At 66.9% G+C, this 22,595-nt stretch carries 1 protein-coding gene (cut by a window edge); it reads left to right on the top strand.

Annotated elements, in window-relative coordinates; genetic code table 11:
* Positions 1–22,595 carry part of the coding region annotated (locus WAW17_RS32625; protein ID WP_422336965.1) for a non-ribosomal peptide synthase/polyketide synthase on the top strand (this coding region is incomplete at its 5' end). 6,000 nt of the annotated region lie to the left of the window's left edge, so 22,595 of the 28,595 annotated nt are shown.

Genomic DNA, 22,595 nt, shown 5'->3' with positions numbered 1-22,595 from the left:
ACCCCGAGTACCTCGCCACGCTGATCGACACCGAACAGGTCACGGCGCTCCACTTCGTACCCTCGATGCTCGCCGTCTTTTCCGACGTCATCGAACCGGCCCGGTTCTCCTCGCTGCGCACCGTGTTCGTGGGCGGCGAGGCACTTCCGGTCAGCGTGGCGCGGCGTTTCTCGGACCTGTCCGACGCGAGAATCCTCAATGTCTACGGTCCCGCGGAAGTAACGGTCGCCTCGACAATCTCATGGGTCGACGCGGAGCAATCCGATACCGTCACCGTCGGCCGCCCGGTGTCGAACACCAGGGCCTATGTTCTGGACGAACGGCTCCACCCCACTCCGGTCGGAGTCGCGGGTGAGCTGTACCTGGCCGGCATCCAGGTGGCCCGAGGATACGCGGGCCGCCCCGACCTCACCGCCGAGCGCTTCGTGGCGAACCCGTTCGACGCGTCCGGCGAGCGGATGTACCGGACGGGGGACCGGCTGCGCTGGAACGCGCAGGGTGAACTGGAGTTCCTCGGTCGCAACGATTTCCAGGTGAAACTGCGTGGACAGCGCATCGAGCTCGGTGAGATCGAGGCCGTGCTCGAGGCCGCGGAGTCGGTAGCCCAGGCGGTCGTCACGGTGCACGCGGGGGCGGCGAGCGAGCAACTGGTGGCGTACCTGGTGCCCGCTGCCGGTGTGGCCGTCGACACCGTCGAGCTCGCCGAGCATGCCCAGCGCAGATTGCCCGAGTACATGGTGCCGGCCGGTTTCGTCATACTCGATGCCTTCCCGCTCAACGCGAACGGCAAGTTGAATCGTGCCGCGTTGCCGGCGCCGAACATCGGGACCGTCACGGTGGCGCACGTCGAGCCGCGGACACCGATGGAGGAAACCCTCGCCACCTTGTTCCGGGACGCCCTCGGGGTCGACGACCCGGGAGTGAACGACTCGTTCTTCGCCCTGGGCGGAGACAGCATCGTCTCGATCCAGCTCGTGTCGCGGGCCAAAGCCGCCGGAATCGTCTTCACCCCACGAGACGTGTTCGAGCGCAAGACGATAGCCGCCCTCGCAGAGGTCGCGACCGTGGCCTCCGAACACACGAACGTGCTTGCCGAACTCGAGGGTGGCGGCGTCGGTGACGTCGAACTGACACCCGTCGTCCGGTCACTCCTCGACCGGCCCGGACGCATCGGGCGGTATTCGCAGTCGGTGCTGCTCACCGTGCCGGCCGGTGTCGACAGGCCGGCCATCGTGGCGACGGTGCAGGCGGTACTCGACCGGCACGACGCGCTGCGTTCTCGGCTGGTCGTCGACGGCCGGAACGCACGCCATGAGGTACTGCCGGTCGGCGCTGTCGATGCCGACCGCCTGGTGACGGTCGTGCCCGTGAGTGCCGACCTCGACGTCGACGTCTTCGACGCGGTCGTCGACCGCGAAGTGTCCGCGGCTGCCGACCGCCTCGATGTCGAGGCGCCCGTGCTCACGCAGTTCGTCTGGCTCGATCGCGGTCCTACCGGCAGCGGACGGCTCCTTGTCGTTGCGCACCACCTGGTGATCGACGGCGTGTCCTGGCGAATCATCGTCCCCGACCTGGTGGCGGCGGGAAGTGCCGTCACCGCCGGCCTGGCACCGAATCTTCCCGCCGTCGGTACATCGCTGCGGCGGTGGGCACACGGATTGTCGGAAGCCGCCCGAGAGCCGTCGACCCTCGCACAGTTCGACTACTGGCGCAGTGTCGTCGACGGTTCGGATCCGATGCTCGGTGTACGAGCGCTCGACCCCTCGATCGACCAGATCGGGACCATGCAGGAAATGCGGGTCGAGCTGCCGACCGAGATCACGAAAACGCTCATGACGCGGGTACCGGAAGCATTCCGGTGCTCCGTCAGTGATGCACTCCTGGCCGCGTTCGCGGTGGCTCTCACCCGATGGCGCAGTGCTCGTGGCGTCCACGAGACCTCCGCGTACATCACCCTGGAGGGCCACGGCCGGGAGGAATCGGCGGTACCCGGGGCAGATCTGTCGCGCACCGCGGGCTGGTTCACCAGCGTGTTCCCCGTTCGGCTCGCGCTGGGTGACGTCGACGCAGAAAGTGCGCTCACCGGCGGCGCCGGCGCGGGCGCCGCGATCAAAACCGTGAAGGAACAGCTTCTCGCCATTCCGGATCGGGGCATCGGATACGGGCTTCTGCGATACCTCAACCCGGACACGGCTGGCGCGCTGGAGCACTTCGACCCGCCGCAGGTGGTCTTCAACTACCTGGGACGAACAGGAATGGGCGAGATCTCCCCGGAGATGCGTCAGCTCGGCTGGGTGCCGGACCTCACCTCGTCCCGCGTCTTCTCCGGCGCAACCGATCCGGACATGGGTGCCTCTGCGGCCGTCGAGATCAATGTCGGTGTGGCCGACACCGACTCCGGCCCGCAGCTCGGCGCCTCGGTGCTGTTCGCCGCCGAATTGCTCACCGTGGAAGAGGTTCGCGAACTCACCGATTTGTGGAAGCAGGCGCTCACCGCCCAGGTCGAGCACGTCGTCGACGGGTCCGGTCGCGGACTGACCCCCTCCGACCTCGCGGTGGTTGCCACCCAGGATCAGATCGAGGCGTGGGAACGTGCGTATCCGACGCTCCAGGACGTGTGGGCGCTGTCGCCGCTGCAGGCAGGTTTCTATTTCCACTCGTTGCTGGCGGCCGAACACAGCGTGGATGTCTACCATTCCCAGCTGCGGATGACCCTGGTCGGCAGAGTATCGGCGGAACGGATGCGGGCTGCCGCCACTGCGCTGGTGGAGCGGTACCCCAACTTGGGGGCCGTGTTCGTGCAAGATGGCGACGCCACGGTGCAGATCCCCATCGGCCGGGTCGAGGTGCCGTTGACCGTCGTCGACCTGTCCGATTGTGAGAGTAATTCCGCGACAGCAGAACTCGAGACGCTGGTCGAGAACAATCGGACGGCGCCGTTCGACATGACCGAGGCGCCGCTCCTTCGACTGCTACTCGTGCGCACGGCCCCCGAGCGGTACGAACTGGCGATGACCAACCACCACATCCTGCTGGACGGATGGTCCATCCCGCTGCTCGTCCAGGATCTGCTGGTGCTCTACGCGACTGCGGGTGATCCGTCCGCGCTGCCGACGGTGCGACCGTATCGGGAGTTCCTCGATTGGCTGGCCCGCCGCGACATTTCCGGTTCGCGGACAGTGTGGGCGCACGCGCTGGAGGGTCTCGAAGAGCCGACCCTCGTTGCGCCCACCCGCACCGACGACGGTGTGACGGCGGACCCGGTGGAAGTTCCGATCCGATACTCGGAGAAGGAAACCGGCGACCTGCTGGCATTCGCCCGACAGCGCGGCGTCACTCCGAACACCGTGATCCAGGCCGCCTGGGCTCTGGTGCTCGCGAGGCTCACCGGACGCGAAGACGTCGTGTTCGGCGCCACCGTCTCGGGCCGACCCCCGCAGATCCCCGGGATCGAGTCGATGGTCGGGCTGTTCATCAACACCGTGCCCGTACGGGTGCGAATCGACTTCGACGAGTCGGTGGCCGAGTTGCTGGCGCGGCTGCAGGGGCAGCAGGCCGACCTGCTCGACCACCACTACCTGGGCCTGCCGGAGATCCAGAGCGACGCGGGTCTCGGGCCGCTGTTCGACACCCTCACCGTCTTCGAGTCCTACCCGGTGGATCAGGCTGCTCTGGAGGCGCAGACCGACATCGCCGGCATGCGGGTGGACACGGTGCAGGTGCACAGTGTCACCCACTATCCACTCAGCCTGATGACCCAGATCGACGACACTCTCAGGTTCGGAGTGACCTACCTGCCGGACGCCTTCGGCGCCGAGGAAGCGGAGTTGATTGCGGCACGGCTCGATTCGGTTCTTCGCACCCTGGTATCGGAGCCCTCCGCCGCGGTCGCCGAGATAAGCGGATTCGTCCCGGGTGAGTACGCGCGCGTTGTGCACGAGTGGAACGACACCGACCACGAACTACCGGCCGCCACGCTGGTGACGTTGTTCGAGGCGCAGGCGACCCGGACACCCGGGGCGGTCGCCGTCGACTTCGAGGGCGAGATGCTGACGTACGCGGACCTCGATGCGCGCGCGAACCGGCTGGCCCGTCACCTGATCGCCCTGGGTGTGGCCCCGGAAGCCCGGGTGGCCGTGGCGATGCGCCGGTCGCTGGATCTGGTTGTCGGAATCTATGCCGTGCTCAAGGCGGGCGGTGCGTACGTGCCCGTCGATCCCGATCACCCGGCGGATCGAACAAGCTACGTGCTCGCGTCGGCACAACCGGTGTGTGTACTGACCACGTCGACCGACCTCCCGGACCTGCCCGACTGGGTCGCGGTGTCGGCCGTCGACACCCTCGACCTTTCGGACCTCTCTGCGGCGCCGGTGACCGATGCCGAGCGTATCGGCCCGTTGCGACCCACGAATCCTGCGTACGTCATCTACACCTCCGGATCCACCGGCAAGCCCAAGGGCGTCGCGGTGCCGCACGTGGGCATCGTGAATCAGTTGCTGTGGATGCAATCGGAGTATGCACTTACCGATCGGGACGTGTGGTTGCAGAAGACGGCAACCACGTTCGATGTGTCGGTGTGGGGTTACTTTTGGCCGTTGCAGGTCGGTGCCACCCTGGTACTGGCCACCCCGGACGGGCATCGTGACCCTGTCTATCTGATTCAGGCCATCGACGAGCATGCGGTGACGGTCACCGACTTCGTGCCGTCGATGCTCGACGTCTTCATCGCAGCGACCCCGAAGGGGTCGTGCCGTTCGTTGCGACTCGTGTTCGCCATCGGTGAGGCGTTGCCACCCGAGACGGTCAGTCGTTTCCACGAGATCTCCGCGGCCGGACTGCACAACCTGTACGGGCCCACCGAGGCCGCTGTTTCGGTGACGTATTGGGAGACCGGCAAAGCCGACACGACGACCGTGCCCATCGGGGGTCCGGAATGGAACACCCAGGCCTACGTGCTCGATTCCCGGCTTCGACCAGTCCCGGCCGGTGTTCCGGGCGAGCTCTACCTCGGCGGAGCCCAGCTCGCCCGGGGATATCTCGGACGCGCCGATCTCACTTCCGACCGGTTCGTCGCGAGCCCGTTCGGAGGCGGGGGAGAGCGCATGTACCGCACCGGCGATCTCGTGCGATGGACGCCGTCCGGGGCGCTCGTCTACATCGGCCGCACGGACTTCCAGGTGAAATTCCGTGGTCAGCGCATCGAACTCGGTGAAATCGAAATCGTGCTGCGCTCGCATCCGGCCGTCACCAGCGCCGCCGTGCTGGTGCACTCCGACGCCACCACGGGCGATCATCTCGCCGCGTACGTCGTCGGTCTCCCCGGCGACGAGCTGGACGTCGTGGAGCTTCGCCGGCACGCGTCGGGTTCCCTACCGTCGTACATGGTGCCGTCCGTGATCACCCTGCTCGACGAGTTCCCGCTGAACACCAGTGGCAAACTGGACCGCAAAGCGCTGCCCGCTCCCGAATTCCCCGGGAGTGCAACCGAATACATCGCTCCCCGCAGCGAGGCCGAGCAAGCCGTCACGGCAGTGTTCGAGGACGTACTCGGCGCAAGCCGGATCGGTGTGCACGACAACTTCTTCGACCTCGGCGGCAACTCGCTGTCCGTCACACGCGTGGCGGCGCGGCTCGGCGAGCTCTCCGGCACCAGACTCTCGGTGCGCGACGTGTTCACTGCGCCCACCGCCGCGGAGCTGGCTCTTCGTCTCGCGCAGCCCAGGGCAGCGGGAGATGCGCGGCCGGTCCTGTCCGCGGCGCCGCGGCCCGCCCGCATACCGCTGTCCCCGGCGCAGCAGCGGATGTGGTTCCTCAACCAGTTCGACCCGACCTCGCCCGCCTACAACATGCCGTTCGCCGTGCGACTGTCCGGCGCACTCGACATCGCGGCGCTGTCGCGTGCACTCGACGACGTAGTCGGACGTCACGAGTCGCTGCGCACCGTCTTCCCTGACACCGAGGACGGACCCGCGCAGGTCGTTCTGTCCGCCGCGCATCGCTCGATGCCCCTCGAGGTCGTCGACGTGCTGGAAGGTGACCTCGAGTCCCGGATGTTCGCGTTCGCGTCGCGCGGGTTCGACGTGACAGGCGAACCCCCGGTGCGGGCCGTGCTGTTCCGTTCTGCACCTACCGAGCATGTCCTGGCGATCACGATGCACCACATCGCCGCTGACGGATGGTCTTTCGGGCCTCTCGGCCGGGATGTCATGATCGCGTACGCCGCCCGCGTAGAGGGTCGAAGTCCGGAGTGGACCCCGCTCGCGGTCCAGTACGCGGACTACAGCCTGTGGCAGAGGGCGGTTCTCGGCAGCGAAAGCGACCCGGAGTCCGTCGCGACGAAGCAACTCGAGTACTGGACACTGACCCTCGCAGGCCTCCCGGACGAGCTGAAGCTCCCCTTCGATCGCCCACGCCGGACGGAGCAGTCCTACGCGGGGGGATCGGTGGACTTCACCATCAGCCCCGAGATGCACAGCGGTATCGAGCGATTGGCGCGTGAACACGGAGCCACCACTTTCATGGTTGCTCACGCCGCCTTCGCGGTCCTGCTGGCACGCATGTCCTCGTCGGACGATATTGCCATCGGTTCGCCGATCGCCGGACGCGGAGAGCGAGCTCTCGACGATCTGGTCGGAATGTTCGTCAATACCATCGTGCTCCGCACGCCTGTCGATGGTTCGAAGACGTTCGCGGAGTTCCTCGTGCGGGTGCGCGACAGCGATATCAGTGCGTTCGGGCACACCGACGTCCCCTTCGAGCGTCTCGTCGATGTCCTGGACCCGGTGCGGACATCCGCACATCACCCGCTCATCCAGACCGTGCTGTCACTGCAGCCGGCTGCGCTCGACGAAATCGAGCTCCCCGGCCTGCGGGTGGGGGTCGAGGACATCGACGCCCGCATCGCGAAGTTCGACCTGCAGCTCACACTGGGTGAGAAAATCGACGCCTCGGGGATCCCGTCCGGGATGCGCGCCGAGTTCACCTATGCCGCAGATTTGTTCGACGAGATCACTGTGCGCCGGTTTGCGGTGCAGCTGGTGAGAATCCTCGAGACGGTGACCGCCGACCCCACCGCAGTGATCGGCGACCTGAATCTCCTGGACGATGGCGAGAGGGCTCGGCTGGCACCGGTTCGCGGGGCTCCGAACCGAACGCCTCGAGTACTGAGCGAGGTACTGGCCACCTCAGCGGCAGACCCCTCCGCGACGGCTCTCGTCTTCGGCGACTGCTCGATCACATACGCGGAGCTCGACCAGCGATCCAACCGCTGGGCACGCGAATTGGTTGCGGCCGGCGCCGGCCCCGAAACCTTCGTGGCCGTTGCGCTGGCCCGTTCGATCGAATCCGTGCTCGCCGTGTGGGCCGTCGCCAAGACCGGCGCTGCGTTCGTGCCGGTGGATCCGAACTACCCGGCCGAGCGGATCGCCCACATGATCGACGATTCGGGTGCCGCGGTCGGCCTCACGACGGTCGAGTTCCGAGGCGACCTGCCCGACACCACGCGGTGGCTGGTCATGGACGATCCCGCCCACACCGCTCTGGCGGCGTCGCAATCCGCGGCTGCGGTGACACCGGCCGATCGTCTCGGCCCGCTGCACGCGGACCAGCTCGCGTACCTCATCTACACGTCAGGATCTACCGGACTGCCCAAGGGCGTAGCCGTCACCCACACCGGGCTCGCCAACCTCCTGACCGAACTGAGCGACGATTACGCGCTCACCGCCGATGCCCGGACCCTGCACTTCGCATCGCCCAGTTTCGACGCCTCGGTGTTCGAGTTCCTGATGGCCTTCTGTGCGGGCGCGACGATGGTGATCGTTCCCAACTCGGTGTACGGCGGTACGGAGCTCGCCGAAGTCCTCTCCGAGCAGAGAGTCACCCACGCCTTCATCACACCGGCGGCATTGGCGTCCGTGGACCCCGCGGGGCTCGACGAACTCGCGTTCGTCGTCGTCGGCGGTGAGGCGTGGGGCGCCGATCTCGCCGAGCGGTGGGTACCGGGCCGGTCACTGTTCAACGGCTACGGCCCGACCGAGGCATCGATGATGGTGACGCAGGCCGGTCCGCTACTCCTCGGCGAGCGGATGTCCGTCGGCGGTCCGGTGCGCGGTGTCGAGGCCCTGGTTCTCGACGCGCGTCTGCATCCCGTGCCCGTCGGCGTTCCGGGGGAGCTGTACGTGTCGGGACCGGCGCTCGCCCGCGGATACCATCACCGCCGCGCGCTCACCGCCGAGAATTTCGTCGCGAACCCCCACGGTGCACCCGGGCAGCGGATGTACCGCACCGGTGACGTCGTCCGGTGGATCGAGACCGAGAACGGCTCGTACGTCATCGAATACGTGGGACGCAGCGACTTCCAGGTCAAGATCCGCGGCTTCCGCGTGGAGCTCGGCGAGATCGATTCTGCCTTCCGGGCACACCGTGCCGTCGGCTTCGTGGCCACCATCGCTCACGATATCGACGGCCGGACGGCGCTGGTCACCTATGTCCATCCGGCGGCTGCGGTCGACATCGCGATCGACATCGACGAGCTGACCACATTCGTCGGCCGGATGCTGCCCGCACACATGGTCCCCGCCTCGATCATGGTGCTCGACTCGATCCCGCTCACGCCGGCGGGCAAGCTCGACCGCCGTGCGCTGCCCAAGCCCGTGTTCGCGAGCCGTACCGAATTCACGGCACCCGAGACGCCGGACGAGCTCGCAGTCGCCGCGGTGTTCGCCGATGTGCTGGGTGAATCACGAATCGGTCTGGACGACAACTTCTTCGAGCTCGGCGGCAGTTCATTGTCCGCCACCCAGGTAGTTTCCCGGGTGGGTTCGGCGATGGGCACCCGCGTGTCCGTTCGCACACTGTTCGACAACCCCACCGTGCGGCAACTCGCGTCCGTCGTGGTCAGCGCGGGGTCGGACGCATCCCCGCACCGACCTGCGCTGACGCGACGGGATCGGCCCGCGCAGATTCCGTTGTCGCTCGCGCAGCAGCGGATCTGGTTCCTCAATCAGTTCGATCCGTCTTCCTCGGCGTACAACATCCCACTCGCACTGCGGATGTCGGGCCGAATCGATGTCCCGGCCCTGCGCGCGGCGCTCGGTGACGTTCTCGAACGTCACGAGTCGCTGCGCACCGTGTATCCGGGTTCGGTGGACGGTGCCCACCAGGTGGTGCTGCCCGTCGAGGCGGCGGACTTCGATCTCGCCCCGCTCCGAACCACGCCGGACCAGCTGATGCTCCGGATTGCCGAGTATGCGGCCGCCGGTTTCGATGTGGCCCGGGAGATTCCGTTCCGGATCCACCTGTTCCGGGAGAACCGGTCCGAGCATGTCCTCCTGCTGGTGGCACACCATATCGCGGCCGATGGATGGTCCTTCGGGCCACTTGCCGTCGACGTGATGACCGCGTACGCGGCGCGTGTGGAAGGGCTCGCACCGTCCTGGGATCCGTTGCCCGTCCAGTACGCCGACTACAGTCTCTGGCAACGTGAGCTGCTCGGCTCCGAGGACCACCCGGACAGCCTGTCCGCCAAACAGATCGAGCGGTGGCGTACCGCCCTCGACGGTGCGCCGGACGCAATCGAGTTGCCCACCGACCGGCCTCGCGCCGCCGTGGTGTCCCACCGCGGCGAACGCGTGAGCTTCGGAATCGATGCCGACACCCATCGCCGGTTGGTCGAGCGAGCCCAGGAGAGCGGCACCACGCTGTTCATGGTGGTTCACGCGGCATTCGCCGTGCTTCTCCAACGTCTCAGCGGCAGTCCGGACATCGTGGTCGGCACCCCTGTTGCCGGACGCGGCGAGCAGGGGCTCGATCCGCTCGTCGGGATGTTCGTGAACACGCTGGCGCTACGAACACAGGTCCGCCCCGGCGACACCTTCAACGCGCTCCTCAACCAGGTCCGCGACGTCGACCTCACGGCCTTCCAGGACACCGAGGTGCCCTTCGACCGGCTCGTCGAGGTATTGCGTCCCACCCGGTCATCCGACCGGCACCCGTTGTTCCAGGTGATGATCGCGTTCCAGAACCTGCGACCGGTGAGCCTCGAACTGCCGGGTCTGGTGGTGGAGGCGATCGAATTCGACCCCCACGTCGCGAAGTTCGATCTGGATCTGACCCTTGCAGAGACCGTCGACGACGACGGAAGGCCAGGAGGCATCTCCGCCGCCTTCACGTACGCGTCGGAACTGTTCGAACGCGGCACGGTCACACGGTTCGCGGACCGATTCCTGCGCATTCTGTCCACGGTCGCTGCCGGCGCGGACACGGTCGTCGGCGATATCGACATCCTGGATCCGGCAGAGCGGCGGTCGCTCGCGCCGGTGTGGGGCGGACCGGCTCTCGGCACCGGCACCCTGCCCGAACTGCTCGTCGCCACCGCGGATCCGTATCCGGACGGAACCGCCCTCGTGTTCGAGGATGTATCCGTCACCTACCGTGATCTGGATCGACGGTCGACACAGCTGGCCCGTCAGCTCATCGGCAAGGGTGTCGGCCCGGAAACATACGTCGCGGTCGCCCTGCCGCGCTGCGCCGAGTCGGTGCTGTCGGTATGGGCCGTGGCCAAGACCGGTGCTGCCTACGTTCCGATCGACCCCACGCATCCGGTCGACCGCATCGCGCACATGCTGCGGGATTCGGGTGTTGTCATCGGTGTCACCCGCGCCGAGTTCGCCGACCATCTGCCTGGGGTGACCGACTGGCTCGAGCTCGACGATCCCGAGGTACTCCGCGGATGGTCCGAGGCGAGCACGGAGCCGGTCAGGGACGCTGACCGCACCGCCACTCTGCACATCGATCATCCGGCCTACCTCATTTACACCTCGGGTTCGACCGGTCTACCCAAGGGAGTGGTGGTGTCCCACCGGGGACTCGCGAATCTCGCCGTCGCGTATACCACCGCAGTGGGGGCCACTCCGGAGGCGCGGGTCGCGCACCTCGCATCCCCGACGTTCGACTTGTCCGTCCTCGAGTTGCTTCTCGCCCACACTTCCGGGGCCGCGTTGGTGGTCTGTCCGCCCGGTGTGTATGGCGGGATCGAGCTACACGAGGTATTGCGGTCCGAACGTGTCACGCACATGACCATCACGAATGCCGTACTGGCGTCGGTCGACCCGGAGGGATTGGACGATCTGCTTTCGGTCGTCGTCGGCGGCGACGCCTGCCCGCCGGAGACAGTGGTGCGGTGGGCTGACCGGATCGAACTCGTCAACGGGTACGGTCCCACCGAGGTGACGGTGGGCGCCACATTCAGTTCGGTGCTCGACCCGGGTCGGGACATCACCATCGGGGGGCCTCTGCCCGGTGTCGCCGCCGTGGTTCTCGATTCGAGGCTGCGGCCCGTCCCGGTCGGTGTCGTGGGTGAGTTGTATCTACTGGGACCGGCTCTGGCCCGGGGCTACCATGAGCGCTCGGCGCTCACGGCAGACCGCTTCGTGGCCAGCCCGTTCTCAACGGCCGGTACCCGGATGTACCGCACGGGTGACCTGGTGCGCTGGCGTGCGGTGGACTCCGCTGTCACCGGTAGCATGACCGCCGGAACTCTCCCAGGCCATGCCATCGAATACCTGGGCCGCTCCGACCATCAAGTCAAGGTTCGCGGTCTTCGTATCGAACTCGGCGAGATCGATGCCGCTCTCACCGCGCATCCCGACGTCGAGTTCGCTGCCACCCTGGGCTACGAGTCCGAATCGGGAACACGACTGGCGTCGCACGTACTCGTCGGAGAAGACGCCGACCGTGATTCGGCTGCGCTGCTCGCATTCCTGCGTCGCTCGTTGCCGGGGTACATGGTTCCGTCCGCGCTGATGTTCCTGGACACCATCCCGCTGACCCCGAACGGCAAATTCGACCGCAACGCTCTGTCCGCACCGGATTTTGCCGCGGCAGCAAAGGAGATCGTCTATCGGGCGCCGCGCAATCCACTCGAGCAGTCGGTCGCCGATGCGTTCGCCGAGGTGCTGGGCAGCGCGGACGTCGGGATCGACACGGATTTCTTCGATGCAGGCGGTAACTCGCTCTCCGCGACACGGGTGACCGCCCGGGTGGGCGCCGCCCTCGATATCCGTGTCGCGGTGCGCGACCTTTTCGAAGCACCGACCGTCGTTGCGCTGGCAGAGTTGCTGGCACCCCGCGTGTCCTCGGCGGGGGACGGTGCACCCGCCGGACCGGCATTGGTGCCGCAGACTCGCCCGGAGACAATCCCGCTGTCGCCGGCCCAGCAACGGATGTGGTTCCTCAACCAGTTCGACCCCGCGTCGCCGGCCTACAACATGCCGATGGCGGTGCGGCTGAGCGGACCGCTGGACAGCGAGGCGCTGGCGGCAGCCGTCACCGACCTGATCGGCCGGCACGAATCACTGCGTACCGTGTTCCCCGATTCCCGTGGCGGCCCACACCAGGTGATCCTCGGTGCCGAGGAATGCGCGCCCGACCTCGCACCCGTTCCGGTGCGTGACGCCGAACTCGGCGCCGAACTCGAGCGGTTCCTGCTCGCCGGTTTCGATGTCTCCCAGGCTGTGCCGGTGCGCGTGAGGTTGTTCTCGCTCAGCGACCGAGAGCATGTTCTCGCGGTCGTCGTCCACCACATCTCCGCCGACGGTGCCTCGATGACGCCTCTCATCCGGGACGTGATGACGGCGTATGCGAGCCGGGCCGCCGGCCGGGCCCCGGCGTGGGCGCCGCTCGCCGTGCAGTACGCCGACTTCGCGTTGTGGCAGCGCGCCGTGCTCGGTGACGAGGGCGATCCGGACAGTCTCGCCGCCGCGCAGTTGCAGTACTGGACCGGTGCGCTGAACGGTATCCCGGATCAGCTGTTCCTCCCGAGCGACCGCAACCGTCCAGCCGTCCCGACCCACCGGGGTGCGGTGGTGCGCTTCTCGCTGCCCGCGACCACACACCGCGCGCTCACCGACCTGGCACGAGCGCAGGGCGCCAGCGTCTTCATGGTGGCGCACGCTGCGCTCAGCGTGCTGCTGGCACGGCTCGGTAACAGTCTCGACATCACCGTCGGTACCGCCATCGCCGGGCGCGGGCGCGCCGAACTCGACGACATCATCGGCATGTTCGTGAACACGCTGGTGTTGCGGACACAGCTGGATCCCGGCGTCTCGTTCACCTCCCTGCTGGCGCAGACCCGGGACGTGGATCTCGAGGCCTACTCCCACGCCGATGTGCCGTTCGAGCGGCTGGTGGAAGTTCTGAGTCCGGTTCGTTCGACGTCGCATCATCCGCTGTTCCAGGTGGCGCTCGGTGTCCAGACGGCCACCACCGATCGACTCGTGCTGGACGGACTCACGGTGGCACCGTTCGGTGTGGACGCCACGGTTGCCAAGTTCGATCTGCATTTCACACTCACCGAACGGTTCGACGATACGACCGAGGCGACCGGAATCGATGGCGAACTGGTCTATGCAACAGACATTTTCGATGCGGACACCGCGGTCGAATACGCCGTCCGACTCCAGCGGATCTTCGAGGCCGTGGCCTTCGATCCGGAGCAGCCGGTCGGCGACCTTCCCGTTCTGAGCGCTGCCGAGTACGAGGCGCTCACCCCCGTCAGCGGTGCGGAACCACGCCCGGTGCAGTTGCTGCCCGAGATTCTCGCCGTCGCGACGGCGGCGGCGCCCGACGGACCTGCGGTCGTGTTCGACGGTGAGACCCTGTCGTACCGCGACCTCGACGAACGGTCGAACCAGCTGGCACGGCTCCTCGTCGACAGGGGAGTCGGGCCGGAATCCCGAGTCGCACTGGCCCTGTCGCGTTCGTTCGAATCGATCGTGGCGACGTGGGCGATCGCCAAGACCGGTGCGGCCTTCGTACCCGTCGATCCCGGTTATCCCGCCGACCGGATTCAGCACATGGTGCAGGACTCCGAGGCGATCGTCGGCGTCACCGTCACCGAGAAGGTGGCGCTGCTCCCTGACTCCATCCGTTGGCTCCTGCTGGACGACCCGGACATCGAGTTGCGGTGCGCCCTCGAATCCCGGCTGCCCCTGACCAACCGGGACCGGATGCGGCCGATCCTGGCCGACCAGGTGGCCTACGTCATCTACACCTCCGGCTCCACCGGAGTACCCAAGGGTGTCGCGGTCACGCATCGCGGTCTCGTGAACCTGGTGACGGACGAACGTGAGCTTCTGGACGTCACTCCTCGCTCGCGCACCCTGCACTTCGCGTCGCCGAGTTTCGACGCATCGGTATTCGAGATGCTGATGGCGCTGAGTGCCGGCGCGACCATGGTGATTGCGCCGTCCACGATGTACGGCGGCTCGGAACTTGCCGAACTGCTCGTCTCCGAGCGGGTGACGCACGCGTTCTCGACGCCCGCGGCGCTGGCGTCCGTGGACCATCACGGACTCGATGACCTCGCCGTCGTGGTGGTGGCCGGTGACGTGTGCCCGCCGGAACTGGTGTCGCGGTGGGCGCCCGGCCGTCGCATGATCAACGCCTACGGTCCCAGCGAGGCCACGATCATGTCGACCATCACCGAACCGTTGCTCGCGGGCGAACCCGTGAGCATCGGGGGACCGAGCCGTGGTGTGCGGGCACTGGTCCTCGACAGCCGCTTGCGTCCGGTTCCCGTGGGTGTGCCCGGCGAGCTGTACGTCAGCGGACCGAGCCTGGCCCGAGGCTACTTGGGCCGTCCGTCGCTGACATCCGAGCGGTTCGTGGCCGACCCGTACGGCAGACCCGGCGATCTCATGTACCGCACCGGAGATCTCGTGCGGTGGCGGGAGAACCAGGTGCTCGACTTCGTCGGGCGCACGGACCACCAGGTGAAGATTCGCGGCTTCCGCATCGAACTCGGTGAGATCGATGCCGCACTGACCCGCCATCCGCAGATCGAGTACGCCACGACGATCGGCTACGAGCATCCGAACGGTGAAACGTCTTTGGTGGCCTACGTGCTGCCGTTCACCGGACAGGACGTGGATCGAGTCGAGGTCTCGAACTTCGTGGGCCGGACGCTTCCCGGCTACATGGTTCCCGCGGCGATCACGATCCTGGACACGCTGCCACTCACCCCCGCAGGCAAACTCGACCGTGCGGCGTTGCCCGAACCGGTGTTCACGGCTGCCGGCCGTCCGTTCGAGGAGCCTCGAAACCCGATCGAGATGATCGTCGCCGGCATCTTCGCGGACATTCTGGCTTTGCCGGAAGTGGGGATCCACGACGGCTTCTTCGAACTGGGTGGCAACTCTCTGCTCGCAACCCAGGTCGTGTCACGGGTGAACGCCGCACTCGATGTCCATGTCGGTGTGCGGGAGGTGTTCGACTCGCCCACCGTGGCGTCGCTGGCGGCGCGGCTCACCGAGTCGTCGGCGGTTCGGAGCACTCCGCGACCGCCCCTCACTGCACGACCGCGTCCAGACCGCATCCCGCTTTCGCTTGCGCAGCAACGCATGTGGTTCATCAATCAGTTCGACACCGCATCGCCCGCCTACAACCTGCCCATCGCAATGCGGTTGACAGGACGGCTCGATCTGCATGCCCTTCAGATCGCGATCGCCGACGTGATCGGCCGGCACGAGTCGTTGCGCACGCTCTACCCCGACTCCGGCGTGGGACCGCACCAGGTGATCGTGCCCACCGAACGTGCGATCCCGGATCTGACACCGGTCACGACCAGCCAGGACGAGGTCCTCGCACTGGTCACCGCGCTCGTCGGCACCGGCTTCGACGTCACCGCGGAGGTGCCGCTGCGAGCGCGCGTCTATCGGGTGTCCGACGACGACTACGTTCTCGTCCTCGTGGCCCACCACATTTCGGGTGACGGCTGGTCGCTCGCGCCGCTCGCGCGTGACGTGATGCTGGCCTACACCGCCCGCGCCGAGGGCCACGTGCCGCAGTGGACGCCGCTCCCGGTCCAATACGCCGACTACAGCCTCTGGCAGCGTGAACTCCTGGGCGAAGAAGGCGACCCCGGTTCGGTGGGCGCCGACCAGATCGCATACTGGACTCGCACGCTGGCAGGTGTGCCCGATCGGCTGGCGCTCCCGACGGACCGTCCGCATCCCGCGGTGGCTTCTCAGCGGGGTGCGCACATCGAGTTCACCATCGACGCCGACACGCACCGTGAACTTCTGGGCCTCGCGCGCCGCCAGAACGCGTCCCTCTTCATGGTGATGCACACCGCGTTCGTGGTGTTGCTGGCCCGCCTCTCGAACGGGTCCGACATCGCGGTCGGCGCACCCATCGCCGGGCGCGGCGAGGAGTCCCTCGACGAGCTCGTGGGTATGTTCGTCAACACCCTGGTGCTGCGCACGACGGTGGACCTCGGCAGTTCCTTCGAGGACAGCCTGAATGCTGCGCGTGCGACCGACCTCGGCGCCTTCGCACACTCCGACATTCCGTTCGAACGTCTTGTGGAGGTGCTGAACCCGGCCCGGTCCCGCGCGCACCATCCACTGTTCCAGGTGGCGTTCTCCTTCCAGAACCTCGCCCGGACGGCGCTCGAGCTGCCCGGGCTGCACGTGTCCGGCCTCGATGTCCCGAACACGGTCTCGAACTTCGATCTGCATCTGACCTTGTCGGAGCGCCACGACGTGGACGGGAATCCGGACATCATCGAGGCGCAGTTGACGTACGCCACGGATCTGTTCGACGAATCGACGGTGCGTACCTTCGCCGAACGGTTCACCCGCATTCTCGACGTCGTCGTCCGCGATCCTCAGACGGCAGTCGGTGCCATCGACCTCCTCGACGAGGCTGAACGGCACAGCATCCTCGCCGAAAGCAATTCCACGGCGACGGAACTGCCGACTGCGACGCTGCCGGACCTGTTCAGTGCCCAGGTGGTGCGGACACCGGACGCACCCGCCGTGTACTTCGAAGGCGCCGAGCTGACCTATGCCGAGTTCGACGCGCGGGTCGACACGCTCGCCCACCGACTGATCGCCGAGGGGGTCGGACCCGAGTCGGTTGTCGGTCTCGCCATGTACCGTTCGCTCGAGCTGATGGTCGGCATGTACGCGGTGCTGCGCGCCGGTGGCGCCTACCTGCCGATCGATCCGGCGCAACCGGCCGATCGCCTCGCGTACGTGCTGGGGGTGGCCGGACCGGTCTGCATCCTCACGACAAGTGCGGAGAGATTCACCGCCGGCGCGGTACCGGTGATCGACATCGACCGCATGGCCGTCGAGTCGCCTGCACCGGCGCCTGTCACGGACGCCGACCGGCTGTCCCCGCTGAGACCGGACAACACGGCGTATCTCATCTTCACGTCCGGTTCCACCGGTCGCCCGAAGGGTGTCGCGGTCTCGCATGCCGCGATCGCCAACCAGTTGCGGTGGAAGCAGAGCCGATACGCACTGGGTACTGATGACGCGCTCGTGCAGAAGACTCCCATTACCTTCGACCTGTCGGTGTGGGAACTGTTCTGGCCGCTGATGTCGGGTGCCAGGCTGGTACTCGCCCGGCCGGACGGTCACCGCGATCCCGCCTACCTTGCGGATCTGATGCGCGAACAACGGGTTACCACAGCGCATTTCGTTCCTTCGCTGCTCGATGCCTTCATGGCCATGCCGGACGCCTTCCCGCAGCCGACGCTGCGCCAGGTGCTGTGCATCGGCGAGGCGCTGGGGGCAGATACCGCCGCCCGCTTCCGCCGGCTCGGCTCGGCTGCCCTGCACAACCTCTACGGCCCCACCGAGGCGGCGGTGTCGGTGACGCACTGGCAGCACACGGATGCGGACGAGGGCGTCGTGCCCATCGGCGAACCCGAGTGGAACACACAGGTGTACGTGCTGGACGACCGCCTCAACCCGGTTCCGGTCGGTGTTGCCGGCGAACTGTATCTGGCCGGTGACCAGCTCGCCCGCGGATACGTCGGGCGAGCGGATCTGACGGCGGAGCGGTTCGTCGCCAATCCCTTCGGCGTCGCCGGAACCCGGCTGTACCGCACGGGCGACGTGGTGCGCCGGCGCATCCACGGCGCTCTCAGTGCGCTCGAGTACGTGGGCCGTTCGGACTTCCAGGTGAAGGTCCGCGGATTCCGCATCGAACTGGGCGAAATCGAGTCGGCCCTGCTCGACTGCGCAGGGGTACAGCAGGCGGTGGTGGTCGCCCGTGACGACGCAACTGCCGGGCCCACGCTGGCCGCGTACGTGGTTCCCGAGGACGGCATCGACCTCGAAACAGCCGACATCCAGGCGGAACTGCGCGCGAGGGTGCCGGAGTACATGGTGCCCGCAGCGGTCGTCGTTCTGGGCGAGTTCCCGCTGTCGAGCAACGGCAAACTCGACCGCAAGGCGCTGCCGGCACCCGACTTCGATGCGCACACAACCGAGTACCGTGAGCCGCGAACGCGGGCGGAGGAGGTCGTGGCCGCGGCCTTCGCGGACGTCCTGGGGATCGAACGCGTCGGCATCGATGCGAACTTCTTCGAGCTGGGCGGAAACTCGCTGATCGCCACCCGGGTGGTTGCACGTGTGGCCGACGCCCTGGAGCGGCGCGTGGAGATCCGGGCCCTGTTCGAGGCACCGACGGTCTCGGCCCTTGCGGCGCTGCTCGATTCGACGGTCGCGGCAGCCGCCTCCCGTCCACGTCTGGCGCCGTTCGACCGTCCCGCCAGGATTCCGCTGTCTTCCGCTCAGCAGCGGATGTGGTTCCTCAACAGGTTCGAGCCGAACTCGGCGGTGTACAACATCCCGGTGGTCGTCCGCCTGTCCGGCGAACTCGACGTGGAGGCACTGCAACTCGCGGTCACCGATGTCGTCTGCCGCCACGAGACACTGCGGACGGTGTACCCGGATTCCGCGGACGGCCCGCATCAGGTGGTCCTGCCGACCGATCGGGTGGGCGGTGAGCTGTCCGTCGTCTCGGTGGTGGAGGACGATCTCCCCGAACTGATCGCCTCGTCGGTGACGGCGGGATTCGACGTCACGACCGAGGTGCCGGTGCGGGTGCGCATCATCCGAGTGTCGGCATCCGAGCACGTCCTGGTGGTTGTGGTGCATCACATCTCCGGTGACGGCTGGTCGATGGGTCCGATGATCCGTGATGTGATGACCGCGTACACCGCGCGTTCGGTCGGCGACGCACCCACGTGGTTGCCGTTGCCGGTCCAGTACGCGGATTACGCGTTGTGGCAGCGCGAATTCCTCGGCGACGAGTCCGATCCGGACAGTGTCGCCGCTGCGCAACTCGCGTTCTGGAAACAGAGTCTCGCGGGACTGCCCGACCAACTGGACCTTCCCACCGACAGGCCGCGCCCCGCCGTTTCTTCGTACCGGGGTGGGACAGTCGACTTCGAAGTTCCGGCGGAACTGCACCGGGTTCTGCAGAGTGCGGCACGCGATGCGAATGCCTCGCTGTTCATGGTCGTGCACTCGGCTCTGGCGGTGTTGCTGAGCCACCTGTCCGGATCCGGGGACATCGCGATCGGCACTCCGGTGGCGGGGCGCGGTGAGCGTGAACTCGACGATCTGATCGGCATGTTCGTCAACACTCTGGTGCTGCGCCACCAGGTGGACGGTGCCCGGACCTTCGCCGACATGCTCGGTGACGTCCGCGCCGCCGATCTCGCGGCCTTCGCGCACGCGGACGTTCCTTTCGAGCGTCTGGTGGAGGTCCTCAATCCGTCACGATCGACGAGTCGGCATCCTCTGTTCCAGGTGATGCTGACATTCCAGAACCTCGACCGGGAGAGTCTCGAACTGGGCTCCCTGTCAGTGAGCGGCGTCGACACAGACATGGACATCACCAAGTTCGATCTGCACCTCACGATGGTGGAGCGGTTCGATGCCGATGGGCGTCCCGGAGGCGTCGCTACCCGTCTCGCGTACGCGACCGACCTGTTCGACGAGTCCTCGATGCAGGTGTTCGTCGAGCGTTTCCTGCGGGTTCTGCAGACGGTGGCCGAGACACCCGATACCTGTGTCGGGGATATCGACATTCTCGGGCCGGGGGAGAGAAGGCAGATCGCGGGCACCAACGCGACCTCGCACGACGTACTCGCCGGTACGCTGGCATCGCTGTTCGATGCGCGGGTCGCCGCTTGCCCGAACGCCACCGCGGTGGTCTTCGAGGACGCCGAGATGACGTATGCCGAGTTCGATGCGCGGGCGAACCGGCTCGCTCGGTATTTGATCGCGGCGGGTGTCGGGCCGGAGTCGGTGGTGGCGGTGGCGATGCGCCGCTCGATCGATCTCCTGGTGTCGATCTATGCGGTGGTCAAGGCGGGCGGTGCTTATCTGCCGGTCGATCCCGATCATCCGGCCGAGCGCACCGCCTACGTCCTCGCGACGGCACGGCCGGTGTGTGTGCTCACCTCCAGCACCGAGAACCTCGACATCGACACTTCTGCACCGGTGGTGAACGTCGACGCACTCGACCTCTCCGGGGCCGACTCCACACCGGTGTCCGACACCGATCGTGTCTCTGGACTGTCTGCGGGCAATACCGCGTATGTCATTTTCACGTCGGGTTCGACAGGACGGCCGAAAGGTGTGGCCGTCAGCCATGGTGCGATCGCGAATCGTTTGCTGTGGATGCAGCATGAGTACGGGTTGACCGTCGATGACGTGGTGCTGCAGAAGACTCCGGTGACGTTCGATGTGTCGGTGTGGGAGTTGTTCTGGCCGTTGCAGGTCGGTGCCACGCTGGTGATTGCTGCTCCGGACGGTCACCGGGATCCGCGGTACCTGGCGCGGATCGTTCAGGACCGTGCGGTGACGACGACGCATTTCGTGCCGTCGATGCTGTCGGTGTTCACCGCCGAGTCCGCCGCGCAGGACTGTGACTCGTTGCGGCTGGTGTTCTGCTCGGGTGAGGCGCTGACGCCGGATCAGGTGAGCAGGTTCCGGGCGATCAGCGGCGCGGCGTTGCACAATCTGTACGGGCCGACCGAGGCGGCGGTGGATGTCACGTACTGGGAGACCGGTGAGGCGGATGTTCACAGCGTGCCGATCGGACGTGCGGTGTGGAACACGCAGTTGCACGTGCTCGACGCGCGGCTGCATCCGGTACCGGTAGGGGTGGCGGGGGAGTTGTACCTGGCCGGTGATCAGTTGGCGCGTGGTTATCTGGGTCGTGCGGATCTGTCGGCGGATCGTTTCGTCGCGAACCCGTTCACGGCAGGTGCCCGGATGTATCGGACCGGGGATCTGGTGCGGCGGCGCCCGGATGGGGCTCTCGAATACCTCGGGCGCACCGATTTCCAGGTGAAGTTGCGCGGCCAGCGCATCGAACTCGGAGAGATCGAGACGGCCCTGGAAACCCACCGGGATGTCGAACGCGCTGTCGTCACTCTGTACCGGGACGAACGAGGCGAAGACTCCCTGGTGGCGTACCTCGTCGGAAGGATCGCCACCGCTGATCTGCTCGGGTATCTGGCGGCCCGGCTGCCGTCGTATCTGATTCCGGCGCACTTCGTCGAACTCGCCGCCCTGCCGCTGTCCGCAAACGGCAAACTCGACCGGGGAGCGTTGCCCGTGCCGGTCGTGCGGGCGGACGCGGCGGTCTACCTGCCACCGCGCACCGCGCCGGAACGAATCCTCACTCGCGCCTTCGAGGACGCACTCGAGCTCGAACGGGTAGGAATCGAAGACAACTTCTTCGATCTCGGCGGCAACTCGCTGATCGCGACACGCGTCGCCTCGGCGGTCGGAACCGAGCTGGGATTCGACTTCCCGATCCAATGGATGTTCAGCGACCCGACGCCACGATCGCTGGGGCAGCGCATCCAGAAGTGGACCGCCGACGGCATTCTCGACACCACGGGGTCCCTCGACGTTCTCCTGCCGATCCGGGCGCGGGGTACCGCGGAACCGTTGTTCTGTGTGCATCCGTTCATCGGGCTGTCCTGGAGTTATGCGGGTCTGAGCCGGGAGCTGGCCGAAGACCGCCCGATCTACGGCCTGCAGTCACCGACCCTGACCGAGGACGGTCCTCGGCCCGAGACGATCGCCGATTTCGCGGCCAGGTACGTACGGGAGATCCGTTCGATCCAACCGCACGGTCCCTATCACCTTCTGGGCTGGTCGCTCGGTGGTGTGATCGCCCAGGAGATGGCGGTGCAGCTGCAGGACGCGGGCGAGGAGGTGCGGCAGCTGGCCCTCCTCGACAGCTACGCGGGAGACCGGCGCCGCGGTGGGCAGAGTGGGCAGAGTGCGCCGACGCCCGCGGAACTACTGGGTGGCTTCGGGCTGGAATTGCCGGCGTCGGCCGGCATCGACCAGTTGATGACAGCGGGTGAGTTCGATGCCTCGCGAGCCGCGGAGGTGCTCACGCACATCGGTGGACCGCTGGCCGGGCTCGGGGCGGCGCAGCTCGAACGAATCTATTCGCAGGCGATCCGGGCACCCGAACTGATCGACGCGCACCAGCCGCGCACGTTCGTCGGCGACCTGCTGTTCTTCACGGCAGCACTCGACGAGGGGGCCCACGCCGATCCGATGACGTCGTGGGGTCCCTTCGTCGACGGATCGATCGACGAATACCCTGTGGACGCCACGCACTGGACGATGTCGACCCCGGCATCGCTCGCCGCGATCGCCCCGAATCTGGTGACACCGAGCGGTGCCTCCCGGCTCGGCCCGACCGGCACAGGAGACACCGATCCGGACGACAGCGAGAACCGGACACAATCGGTTCGCTGA

Source organism: Rhodococcus sp. (in: high G+C Gram-positive bacteria), from assembly GCF_049286785.1.
GTDB lineage: Bacteria > Actinomycetota > Actinomycetes > Mycobacteriales > Mycobacteriaceae > Rhodococcus_F.
Note: the sequence above shows the minus strand (reverse complement) of the source record. Positions and strands in the feature narration are given on the sequence as shown.